Origin of the sequence: Roseateles sp., from assembly GCF_039929605.1 — a bacterium.
Lineage (GTDB): Bacteria > Pseudomonadota > Gammaproteobacteria > Burkholderiales > Burkholderiaceae_C > Pelomonas.
This window is the reverse complement of the sequence record NZ_JBDSQX010000169.1, coordinates 1-11,582: the sequence shown is the minus strand read 5'-3', so window position 1 is coordinate 11,582 and position 11,582 is coordinate 1. Positions and strand designations below refer to the sequence as shown.

The 11,582-nt window shown below is 67.8% G+C and carries 10 protein-coding genes; 5 read left to right on the top strand and 5 right to left on the bottom strand.

The annotated features are described in order from the left end of the window. Nucleotides 1-110: 110 nt before the first annotated feature. Both ABIS05_RS22880 and apaG read right to left on the bottom strand, forming a co-directional pair. Complete coding sequence (locus ABIS05_RS22880; RefSeq protein WP_348012152.1) at nt 111-2,102, bottom strand: site-specific recombinase; 1,992 nt, start codon at nt 2,100-2,102, stop codon at nt 111-113. Next, a complete protein-coding gene (apaG, locus tag ABIS05_RS22875) occupies nt 2,099-2,473 on the bottom strand; it encodes a Co2+/Mg2+ efflux protein ApaG (protein WP_348012151.1) in 375 nt (124 codons plus the stop codon). Before apaG ends, ABIS05_RS22880 begins: the two co-directional genes overlap by 4 nt. A gap of 88 nt (nt 2,474-2,561) precedes the next feature. On the opposite strand from apaG, the gene ABIS05_RS22870 reads away from it, so the two are divergent. Genes ABIS05_RS22870 through ABIS05_RS22850 form a run of 5 tightly spaced genes read left to right on the top strand, consistent with a single transcriptional unit; the run spans nt 2,562 to nt 6,664 of the window. Beyond that, nucleotides 2,562-3,269, top strand: coding sequence for a transporter substrate-binding domain-containing protein (locus tag ABIS05_RS22870; RefSeq protein ID WP_348063340.1), 708 nt, complete (start codon nt 2,562-2,564; stop codon nt 3,267-3,269). Further along, a complete protein-coding gene (locus ABIS05_RS22865; RefSeq protein ID WP_348012149.1) occupies nt 3,266-3,880 on the top strand; it encodes a DNA-3-methyladenine glycosylase I in 615 nt (204 codons plus the stop codon). The genes ABIS05_RS22870 and ABIS05_RS22865 overlap by 4 nt, the downstream gene beginning before the upstream one ends. 11 nt (nt 3,881-3,891) lie before the next feature. Next, the gene (gene rpe / locus ABIS05_RS22860; protein WP_348012148.1) at nt 3,892-4,581 is read left to right on the top strand and encodes a ribulose-phosphate 3-epimerase; all 690 of its coding nucleotides are present in this window, start codon (nt 3,892-3,894) and stop codon (nt 4,579-4,581) included. Between the two features lie 2 nt (nt 4,582-4,583). Continuing rightward, complete coding sequence (locus ABIS05_RS22855) at nt 4,584-5,057, top strand: low molecular weight protein-tyrosine-phosphatase (RefSeq protein WP_348012147.1); 474 nt, start codon at nt 4,584-4,586, stop codon at nt 5,055-5,057. A gap of 26 nt (nt 5,058-5,083) precedes the next feature. Next, the gene (locus ABIS05_RS22850; protein WP_348012146.1) at nt 5,084-6,664 is read left to right on the top strand and encodes a Fic family protein; all 1,581 of its coding nucleotides are present in this window, start codon (nt 5,084-5,086) and stop codon (nt 6,662-6,664) included. A gap of 15 nt (nt 6,665-6,679) precedes the next feature. Here ABIS05_RS22850 and ABIS05_RS22845 read toward each other — a convergent pair whose 3' ends face one another. The 3 genes from ABIS05_RS22845 to ABIS05_RS22835 all read right to left on the bottom strand — a co-directional run. Beyond that, complete coding sequence (locus ABIS05_RS22845) at nt 6,680-9,778, bottom strand: efflux RND transporter permease subunit (protein ID WP_348012145.1); 3,099 nt, start codon at nt 9,776-9,778, stop codon at nt 6,680-6,682. Further along, nucleotides 9,775-10,947: an efflux RND transporter periplasmic adaptor subunit gene (locus tag ABIS05_RS22840; protein ID WP_348012144.1), complete on the bottom strand. Its 1,173-nt coding sequence runs from the start codon at nt 10,945-10,947 to the stop codon at nt 9,775-9,777. The genes ABIS05_RS22845 and ABIS05_RS22840 overlap by 4 nt, the downstream gene beginning before the upstream one ends. An 81-nt stretch (nt 10,948-11,028) precedes the next feature. After that, nucleotides 11,029-11,582, bottom strand: a 554-nt coding sequence (locus tag ABIS05_RS22835; protein WP_348012143.1) for a pseudouridine-5'-phosphate glycosidase, incomplete at its 5' end; no start/stop codon positions are given.

Genomic DNA, 11,582 nt, shown 5'->3' with positions numbered 1-11,582 from the left:
CCACCCCATGCTGCTCCTCGTTCTCGAAGCCCTCGGCGCGCTGCTGATCTTTGTCTTCATCATCTGGTGGACCATGTTCTCGGGCCGCAAGAAGGGCGAGCGAAGGAGCACTAGCGAGGAGGAATGAGAAAGCTCATGGGCCTGCGCCGCAGCCGCGCGCGAACGGCAGCGTAGAGGCGCTTGCGGTCCGCCAATCTGACGCCGCGCGAGCGCATCGCCACCTTGAAGGCGCAGAAGAAGCTGACGCCGACATTGAGCACGCCGATGCCGACGATGCTGAGCACGCAGGACCAGAACGCCCAGGTGCCCATCACGCCAAAGCCGAGCGCACCGACGGCGGCTGCCAGCTGGCCCGTGGACAGCGTGACGTGGCGCACGTCCAGCCCCACGCCGACGAAGCCGAGCAGCGCCGGCACCAGGCCGAGCATCAGGCCCAGGCTGGTGTTGGCGGCGATACCGGAAATGTTGGCTCGCCACCAACGTGCCCAGGCCTGCGCGCGGGCCTGGCCGAAGGTGGCGACGATGCGCGGGTTCCAGGCGATGCCGGCGTCGAGCCGGTAGAAGACGAACCAGTTCTCCACCCAGCCGGCAATCAGGCTGGAGGCAAACAGCAGCGTGCCGGTGAACGCCGCGAACAGCAGCGACGGGCCGAACAGGTCCAGCGAGTGCAGCACATAGAGCGCCTGCTGCTCGCCCACCGGCGTGACGCCAAAAGCCAGGCGGCTCAGCAACTGCACGGCCAGCACCAGCGGCGCCACCAGCGCGAGGTTGCCGATGATGCCGGCCACCTGGGAGCGCACCAGGTGCGTCACTTCGTCGACGAAGCCGAGCACGCCGTCGTCGCGGTCGATGTAGAGCAACCGGTCTGCCATGGCCGGCGCCGTCATGGCGGGCTGCTTGGTGGCCACGGTCCAGTGCAGCAGGTGGATGAAGACGAAGCTGAGCGCGTAGCTCACGCCGGCCCAGAAGCCACTCCAGAAGGCCGTGAAGCCCAGCATCAGGATGCCGAACTTGAGCAAGGTGGTACCGGCCAGCACGGCGCCGCCTCCCGCCGCGCGCTGCAGCATGTCGCGGTACTCGCTGCGGTTGCGGGTGATGTAGTGCTCGCCGCTCTCCGCGCTGCGCTCGGCCACCTTGCGCGCCAGCAGGGAGTAGTGGCGCGCGAACAGCGTGCGCAAGCTGCGCCGCTCGTGCACCACGCGCACCAGGCCGGCCACGAGGCGCAGCAGCTCGCGCTGCGGCTCCCGCGACATCAGGCAGGCCAACAGCGCTTCGATGCGCTCCAGGCGCGCCGTGAGCTGCTCCACCGAGAACATCAGGTCGACCGACACGCCGTGCACTTCGAGGTGCGCGGGCACTGTCAGCGCCGCCGTGCGGCAGCCGTCCAGCAGCGCGTGCAGGTATTGCATCGCCGACGCCAACGTGGCGCCGCCGCCGTCCAGGCCGTCCGGGCCGGCCTGCGCGCGCTCGACTGCCGCCCAGGCGGCGGGAAGCTGGTGGAAGGGCTTGTCCTGCAGCAGCAGCTCGTCCATGCGCACGCGCAAGGCCCCGGCAAGCCCGGCGGCGTGCACATGGCTGATGAGCACGGTGATGGCCGCGCGCGTCTCGACACGCCAGGCATCGTCGGGCGCAGCGGCAAACAGCAGGCTCAGGCGGCGCAGCAGTTCGTCGTCGATGGCGGCGATCCAGTCCTCGTCGGACTCGTCGCCGAACAGCAGCTCGAACAGCGCCGCCAGGTCGCGCGTGTCGGTCGTCTGCGGCAGCAGGCGGCGGCGCAGACGGCCGAGGAACTCGCCCCACAGCGCCATGCGCGGCGCAAAGCCGACCTCGGCGAACAGGCTGACGGCGTCGACATCGCTCCACACGCCGGCGATGACGCCCGCGAAGGCTTGCGCGTGCTCGGGGTGGCGTTCCAGCACGTTGAGCAGGTGCTTGAGTCGCACCAGCGGCCGGGGCGTGCCCATGCCACCCAACGCCTCCTCACGCGGCTCGTGACGCAGCCATTCGAGCAGACGCACCAGCCACAGGTTGCGCTCGGCCAGCGAGGCCTGCGGGTCGGCCGCGTTGAGCAGCGCGGTGAGGTCCCAGGCTTTCTTGATCAATGCAGGCTGGCGCTGTCCGCCAAGAGGAATTCGGCAACCTCGGCGTGGAAGATCTCGCAGCCTTCGGTCACGCAGAGGAAGCGACCGCACATGGAGCCTTGCGCCGTGCTGATCTGGGCCCACGAGCTGTACTGGAAGCTCTGGCCAGGCGCCAGCACCGGCTGGTGACCGACGACGGCGAGGCCGTCGACGACCTGCACCTGGCCGCGCGCGTCGGTGATCTCCCAATGCCGGCCGATGAGCTGGGCCAGCACGTCGCCGGTGTTCTCGATGGTGAGGGTGTAGCTGAAGGCGTAGAGCCCTTGCTCGAGATGGGTTTGCTCGGGCAGGGATTGCACGGCGACGCTGCAGCTGAAACTGGGGTTGGGCATGGGGTGATTGTCGCTATGCTCGTTGGATGAATGTTGGTGCGTGATCCCGGTGCAACGCTGGCTCGGATTGTTGGCTGCTTTCCTGTGCTTGGCTGCGCCTGCACAGGAGATCAGCCTGCGCACCGTCCAGCAGGCCAGTTCGGCCGTCAAGTACGACCCCACCGGCTCGCCGCTGAAGCCGGGGCTGTGCATAGAAGTGCTGCGCGCCGTCGAGAAGCTGGAGCCCGGCCTGCGCTTCACGGGGCTGGAGACGCAGGTGCCGCTCAAGCGCGTCGAGCGCCTGCTGGCCGAGGGCCAGGTGGACGCCTTTTTCTGCCTGCTGAAGTCCCCCGAGCGCGAGAAGCAGTGGCGCTATTCGCCGGTGCCGCTGTATGTCATCCGCCATGTGGTCGTGCAGCGCGCCGACGATGAGCGCCCGTTCGACACGATGGCCGAACTGGCCGCCGCCAGCCGGGGCAAGCGCGTGCTGGTCATGCGCGGCACAGCCATTGCACGCCACCTGCTGCAGGCCGACGTGACCATCACCGAGGTGGCCTCCGAGCGCGAAGCCCTGCAGATGCTGGCGATGCGCCGGGCCGACCTGATCTACGGCCAGGACATCAACCTGCGGCACCACATTGCCGAGAACCGGCTGGGCGACACGATGAAGATCGGTCACACCGTCTTCCACGAAGAACCGCAATACCTGGCCCTGCGTGCCGACCTGCCGGCGGCCGTCGAGGAGCGACTGACGCAGGCGCTGCGCAAGCTGGAGCGCGACGGCACGCTGCGCCAGATCGCCGACAAGTACCGATGAAGCCTTTGTATCTGCCCCCCGACGGCCGGCCGCGCTGCGCCTGGTGCGCTGGGGCGCCGGGCGATGCGACCTATCTGCGCTATCACGACGAGGAATGGGGCCGGCCGGTGGCCGACGACTTCCGCCTGTTCGAGAAGTTATGCCTGGAAGGCTTCCAGAGCGGCCTGTCGTGGCGGACCATCCTGAACAAGCGCGAGGCTTTTCGCGCGGGGTTTGCCGGCTTCGACTACAACGTGGTGGCCCGCTTCGGCACGGCCGACGTGGCTCGCCTGCTGGCGGACCCGGGCATCGTGCGTCACCGCGGCAAGATCGAGGCCGCCATTCACAACGCCGGGCGTTGCGTGGAGCTGGTGGCTGAGGAAGGTTCGCTGGCCGCCTACCTGTGGCGCTTCGAGCCGCCGAAGAATTCCATCGCCCACAACCTGGCGACGTCGCCGCCTTCCGAGGCGCTGTCCAAGGACCTGAAGAAGCGCGGCTGGAAGTTCGTCGGCCCGACGACCATGCACGCGCTGATGCAGGCCATGGGCCTCATCAACGACCACCAGCCCGGCTGCCATCACTGGGCCGAGGCGCAGCGGGCGCGCGACGGCTTCAAGCGGCCAGCCTCCTAGAATTCGCGGCTATGGCCGCCCCCGAATACCGCATCGCCCCCAGCCTGCTGTCCGCCGACTTCGCCCGCCTCGGCGAGGAAGTGAAGCACGTGCTGGCCGCCGGTGCCGACTGGATCCACCTCGACGTGATGGACAACCATTACGTGCCCAACCTGACCTTCGGGCCGATGATCTGCGAGGCGTTGCGCCAGCACGCCGTCAAGCCCGACGGCACACCGGCCTTGATGGACGTGCACCTGATGGTGCAACCGGTCGACAGCCTGGCCCAGGCCTTCTGCCGCGCCGGCGCCGACCTCGTGAGCTTTCACCCCGAAGCCAGCGCCCACGTGGACCGCACGCTGCAGCTCATCAAGGGCGAGGGCAAGCAGGCCGGCCTCGTCTTCAACCCCGCCACGCCGCTGGACGTGCTGGAGTGGGTCATCGACAAGGTCGACCTGGTGATGCTGATGAGCGTGAACCCCGGCTTTGGTGGCCAGAGCTTCATCCCGATGGCGCTGCACAAGCTCAAGCGGGCGCGCGAGATCATCGACAAGAGTGGCCGCGACATCCGCCTGGAGATCGACGGCGGCGTGAAGGTCGACAACATCCGCGAGATCGCGGCGGCCGGGGCCGACACCTTCGTTGCCGGCTCGGCCATCTTCGGCAAGCCCGACTACAAGGCCGTCATCGCGGCCATGCGCGCTGAGCTGGCGAAGGTCTGAACATGGCCTCCCTCCTGCTCGTCTGCACCGCCAACATCTGCCGCTCGCCGATGGCCGAGGCCATCTTCAAGGCCAAGCTGGGCGATGTGTTCAAGACCATCACCTCTGCCGGCGTGCATGCCGACCCGCGCGGCGGCCCGGTGGATGCACGCGCCGCGTCGGCCCTGGCGCGGCACAACTACAGCCTGGAGCGCAAATGGCGCTCGCGCCGCGTGCAGCCCGAGAGCTTGGGCGAGTACGACATGGTGCTGGTGATGGAGGCCGAACATGTCGACGCGCTGCGCACCAAGGCCGCCGCCGAGCACCACGCCAGGATCCTGTTGCTGACCGACTTCGTGCCCGAGCTGGCCGGGCAGGACATCCCCGACCCCTACTTCGGCCCGGTCGCGGGCTTCGACGTCGTCATCGGCATGATCGAGCGCGCGGCGCAGCGGCTGCTGACCGAAAGCCGCGAGGGGCGACTCCGGTTGAGCTAAACGCCGTCACCACCGGTACGCCAAGGATGCCCATTCCAAACCACAAGCTGCCCATCAATCTCGATGATCTGCTGCGCCAGCGCACGGTCGAAGGCGAGCGTATCGAGTACAAGGCCGGCTGGAACCCGGACGCGATCATTCGCACCTTGTGCGCCTTCGCCAACGACTTCGAGAATCTCGGCGGCGGCTATGTGGTGATCGGGCAGGACTGCGATGCCTGCGGCCAGCCGGTATTCCCGCCCGTCGGACTGGCTGACAACCAGCTCGACAAGATCCAACGCGAGTTGCTCGCGCACTGCCAGTTGATCCAGCCGCCCTACTTCCCGATGCTGCACGTCGAGACCGTCGGGGGCCGACAACTGATCGTGCTATGGGCCCCGGGAGGGCAGACACGGCCCTACAAGGCCCCCGAAGCGGTGACCGCCAGCAAGAAGGCGTGGCGCTACTACATACGGCGCTACAGCAGCACCGTAGAGGCCAAAGGGGAGGTGGAACAGGAGCTGTTGAGCCTGACCGCGAAAGTGCCCTTCGACGACCGCTGCAACCAGTCGGCCCGCATCGACGACCTGTCCATGCCTTTGATGCAAGGTTTCCTGCAGGAGGTGGGTAGTGCGCTGGCCGAGGAGGCGGCCTCCTTGTCCGTCGAGGCCTTGGGGCGGCAGATGGAGGTAGCGGGGGGTTCGACCGAATCGCCATGGCCCAAGAACGTCGGACTGCTGTTTTTCAATGAGCGGCCGGAACGGTTCTTTCCGTACACCCAGATCGACGTGGTGTGGTTTCCCGAAGGCGCGGGCGGAGACCGCTTCGAGGAAAAGATCTTCAAGGGGCCGCTGGCTCGCATGACGCGCGAGGCCCTGAACTACATCCAGCGCAATTACCTGTATGAAACCGTGGTCAAGCATGCTGACCGTGCCGAGGTCACGCGCTTCTGGAATTTCCCCTACGCCGCAGTCGAAGAGGCTGTCGTCAACGCCGTCTATCACCGGTCCTACGAGGAACGCGAACCCATTGAAGTGCGCATCAGCGACGACGAACTGGTGGTCGTCAGCGTCCCCGGTCCGGATCGGTCGATCCGCCTGGACGACCTGCAAGCGGGCCGTGCCGTCAGCCGGCGCTACCGCAACCGGCGCATTGGCGAATTCCTCAAGGAACTCGACTTGACCGAAGGCCGTTCGACTGGCATCCCGAAGATCCTCAGAGTGATGGCCGACAACGGCTCCTCAGCCCCTTCGTTCGAGACCGACGACGACCGAGCTTCGTTCGCCATTCGGCTACCGCGCCACCCAATGGCAAAGAAGGCGAGAAAAGGCGGCGCCGATCAAGTCACCGACCAAGTCACCGACCAAGTCACCGACCAAGTCGCTGGGGAGGTGGCAAGGTTGCTGATGGCGGCTGGCAACGGCGGGTTGGCACGCAGCGCGTTGCAGGAAGCCATGGCGCTGAAGCATGCGCCGCACTTCCGCCAAACCTACCTGTTGCCGGCTTTGGCAGACGGCTATCTGGAGATGACGCTGCCCGACCAGCCCAACAGCCGGCTGCAGCGCTACCGGCTGACGACCAAAGGGCGCCAGTGGCTGCGGCAGGAACGGGGCGACAACTCCAACTGAGCCAGGCCGCGTCCGTCAAGCCTTGCTGCCGAACTCCGCCACCTCGCGCACATCTGGCCCCTTGCCGCTGAAGCGGTCCAGCGCCAGGTAGATGACCGGCGTGATGTAGAGCGTCACGGCCTGCGACAGGATCAGCCCGCCCACCACGGCCAGGCCCAGCGGCTGGCGCAGCTCGGCACCGGCACCCAGGCCCAGTGCAATCGGCAGCGCGCCCATCAGCGCGGCCAGCGTCGTCATCATGATGGGCCGAAAGCGCAGGATGGCCGCCTGCCGGATGGCGTCGGCCGGGGCCAGGCCCTGGCTGCGCTGCACGTCCAGCGCGAAGTCGATCATCATGATCGCGTTCTTCTTGACGATGCCGATCAGCATGACGATGCCGATGGTGGCAATGATGGTCAGCTCCATGCCGAAGAGCTGCAGCGTGATCAATGCGCCCACGGCGGCCGACGGCAACCCGGCCAGGATGGTCAGTGGGTGGATGTAGCTCTCGTAGAGCACGCCCAGCAGCACGTAGATGACGGCCACGGCCAGGCCGATCAGCAGCAGCTGGCCGCCTTGCGCGTCCTGGAACACGGCCGCGTCGCCGCCGTAGCTGGTGATGACGCTGGCCGGCAGCTTGATCTCCTGCGTGAAGGCTGCGATCTGTTTCGTCGCATCGCCCAGCGGCACGTTCGGCGCGAGGTTGAAGCTGATGGTGATGGCCTGCAGCTGGCCCTGGTGATTGACCGACGTGGGGCCCAGCGTGCGCTGCACGGTGGCAAAGGCCGTCAGCGGCACCTGCGCGCCGTCCTTGCCGCGCAGGTAGATCTTGTCGAAGGCGGTCTCGCTGCTGCGGTCGTCATCGCCCGCTTCCATGATGACCTGGTAGGTGTTGCTCTCGGCATAGATGCTGGAGACCTGGCGCTCACCAAAGGCGCCGTAGAGCGCGTTGCGCAGGTCCTGCATCTGCACGCCCAGGATGGCGGCGCGCTCGCGGTCGATGACGAGGCTGGCCTGCAGGCCACGCAGCTGGGAGTCGCTGGTGATGTCGCGGAAGCGCGCGTCGGTGCGCAGCTTCTCCTGCAGCTTGGTGGCCCAGGTGTTCAGCTCGCCGGCCGACACCGACTGCAGCGAGTACTGGTAGCGGCTCTTGCTCTGGCGCCCGCCCAGTTGCAGGTTCTGCACCGGGCTCAGATAGACCTGGATGCCCGGTACGGCGCGCAGCTGCTTGCGCAGGCCTTCGAGCACCTTGGTCATGGGCTCGCGCTCGCCGCGGGGCTTGAGGTTGATGAACATGCGGCCGATGTTGCCGGCGGCGTTGGAGCCGCCGCCGCCCACGGCGGAGCTGAGGGCCGCGACGTTGGGGTCGTTGCGCACGATGGCGGCCACGCGGTCCTGCAACAAGATCATGGCGGCGAAGGACGTGTCCTCGGCGGACTCGGTGCTGGCCCGGATCTGGCCGATGTCCTCTTCCGGGAAGAAGCCCTTGGGAATGGTCGCGTAACACCACACCGTCGCGACGAAGCTCAGGGCCGCCACGCCCAGCACCCAGGGGCGGTGGCGCAGCGCCAGGTCCAGCGTGCGCGTGTAGCCGTTCAGCGTGGCCGTGAAGGCGCGCTCGAAGAGGCGGCCCATGGGCCCGTCTTCATGGTGCTCGTCGGCCTTGAGCAGGCGGCTGCACAGCATGGGCACCAGCGTCAGCGACACGAGGGCCGAGACAACGATGGCCAGGCCCACCACGACGGCGAACTCGTGGAACAGCAAGCCGATGACGCCGGGCATGAAGAAGATCGGGATCAGCACCGCCACCAGCGACACCGAGATGGACAGGATGGTGAAGGCCATCTCGCGCGCGCCGCGCACTGCCGCGTCGAAGGGCTTCATGCCGTCCTCGACGTGGCGGACGATGTTCTCCAGCATGACGATGGCGTCGTCCACCACCAGGCCCACGGCCAACGTGATGCCCAGCAGCGAGATGTTGTCCAGCGAATAGCCGAGCGCGAACAGGAGTGTGAGCGCGCCGATCAGCGAGATCGGCAGCGAGGCCGTCGGGATCAGCGTGGCCACCGCGCGGCGCAGGAAGATGAAGATGACCAGCACCACCAGGCCCACCGTCAGCGCCAGCGTCAGGTAGACGTCGTGCAGCGACTCGCGGATGGACACCGAGCGGTCGTTCAGCGTCGACATCTTGATGGACGCCGGCATCTGCTCGGCATAGCGCGGCAGCAGCGCCTTGACCTTGTCCACCACCTGCACGGTGTTGGCATCGGGCTGGCGCTGGATGGCCAGCACGATGGAGCGTTCGCCCTGGTAGGTGGAGTAGGTCTTGCTGGTCTCGACGCTGTCCTGCACCTCGGCCACGTCGCGCAGCAGCACCGGCGCGCCGTTGCGCGAGGCGACGACGATGCGGCCGAACTCGGTCGCGTTGCGCAACTGCTTGTTGGCCTGGATGGTCAGCGTCTGGCGCGAGCCGTCCAGCACGCCGACGGGCGTGTTGGCGTTGGCCGCCTTCACCGCCGCCTGCAGTTCGTCCAGCGTGATGTTGCGCTGGTTCAGCAGGTCGGTGCTGACCTTGATGCGCACCGCGTAGCGCTTCTGGCCGTAGATGGACACCTGGGCCACGCCGTCGATGGTGGACAGGCCCGGCGAGAGCAGGTTCTCGGCGTAGTCGTTCAGCTCCGTCAGGTCCATGGACGGTGACGTCAGCGCCACCAGCAGCACCGGCGCGTCGGCCGGGTTGACCTTGCGGTAGTTAGGCGGCGACGTCATCTCCGTCGGCAGCGCCCGCAGCGCGCGGAACAGCGCGGCCTGCACGTCCACGGCGGCCACGTCGATGTTGCGGGACGGGTCGAATTCCAGCGTCAGCGAGGTGCTGCCCAGCGTGCTGGTCGACGAGATGGTCTGCAGGCCGGCGATGGTTGAGAACTGTTTCTCCAGCGGCAGCGCCACGGACGACGCCATCGTCTCCGGCGACGCACCCGGCAGCGTGGCGCTGACGTTGATGATGGGCGTGTTGTACGACGGCAGCGCGGCCACCGGGATGCGGCTCCAGGCGGCCAGGCCGGCGATGACGAGCGACAGGTTCAGCAGCACGGTCATGACCGGCCGCCGGATGAAAACCTCAGTCAACCTCATTTGCCGGTACCCGACGCGGGCCGGGACGCGCCGGAAGCCGGCCCCTGAATCCGCAGCGGCGTGCCGGGCCGCAGGTTCTGCTTGCCGTCCATGACGACCCGGGCCGTCGCGTCCAGGCCGTCCACCACGGCCTGCTCGCCCAGGCTAAAGCGCAGTTGCACGGGCACCAGCTTGGCGGTGTTGTCGGGCCCGACGACGTAGACCGAGTGCTCGGTGCCGCGCATGATGATGGCCGCCTGCGGCACCACCGTCACGCCCTTGAGCGTGCGCAGCGTGACGCGCACGCGCAGGTACTGGCCCGGCCACAGCGCCTGGGCCTTGTTGTCGAACTCGGCCTTGACCTTGATAGTGCCGGTGCTCGTGTCGACGAGGTTGTCCACCGCCGTGACGCGGCCCTTGATGGCGACCGCACCCGGCGCCGAGCCCGGCGGCGGCAGGGCCTCCACGTCCAGCTCACCGGCGCGTGTGGCGCTGAGCAGCGCGCCGAGCTGGCTCTCCGGCACGGCGAAGCTGATGGCGATGGGATCGAGCTGGGCGATGTTGACCAGCGGCAGTGCCGTGGCGTTGGCCTGCACCAGGCTGCCGGCGTAGACGCTGACGATGCCGACGCGGCCGCTGATGGGCGCGCGCAGCTCGTTGAAGCCGAGCGTGACCTGCGTGGCCTGCACGGCCGCTTCGTCACTGCGGATCAGCGCCTGGCCAGCGTCGAAATTCGCCTGCGCCGTGTCGACGGCGCTCTGGGCGATGAAGTTCTGGCCCTTCAGCTCCTTGGCGCGGTTGAGCTGGCGCTCCAGGTCGCTCAGGCTGGCACGGTCGCGGGCCAGTTGGGCGCGCGCCTTTTCCAGGCCGGCGCGGTCGCCCCGGTCGTCGAAGCGAAACAGCAGCTCGCCCTTCTTCACGTTCTGGCCGTCCTTGACGAGCACCTGCGCCACGATCGAGGTCGTCTGCGCGCGCAGATCCACGCTCTGCAGCGCGGTGACGGTGCCGCTGGCCTCGACGGTGATGGGCACGTCGGCCTGACCCACCTGCATGACGCTGACGTTCTGCGCTTGCGGCGCGCTCGCCGCACCGCCCGGGGCCGACGCGCCGCCGGCATCGTTTTTGCGCCCGCAGCCGGCCAGGCAGGTGACCAGCAAGGCGCACAAGATCAAGGGAAAGGTCGCGCGCATGCAAGCCTGCCGAAAGGTAAAGCGGGTTGACCGAAATGGCCGGGCAGCTTACCCGGCCAGTTTTGCTCGCAGGTTGCTGGCTCAGGCGTTTCTTGTCTTTTGATCCTGGCTGTGCAGAGCCAGGGCAAGCCGGGCGCCCGCCACGGCGTTGTTCTTCACCAGCGCGATGTTGGTGGCCAGGCTGCGGCCACCCGTCAGCGCCTTGATGCGCGCCAGCAGGAAGGGCGTGATGGCCTTGCCCTGCACGCCCTGCGCCTCAGCCTCGGCCAGGGCTTGCACGGTGATGGCGTCGATCTGCTCGCGCGGCATCGCGTCAGCGGCCGGCACCGGGTTGCTCACCACCACGCCGCCCGACAGCCCTAACGCCCACTTCGCGCGGATGAAGCGCGCTTGGGCTTCGGCATCGTCCATGCGGAAGTCGGCCTTCAAGCCGCTGTCCGGCGTGAAGAAGGCGGCGAAGTTGTCCTGGCCGACGCTCAGCACCGGCACGCCGTGCGTCTCCAGGTATTCCAGCGTCAGGCCCAGGTCGAGGATGGACTTGGCGCCCGCGCAGACCACGGCGACCGGCGTGCGCGCCAGCTCCTGCAGGTCGGCCGAGATGTCGAAGCTCTCGTGCCCGCCACGGTGCACGCCGC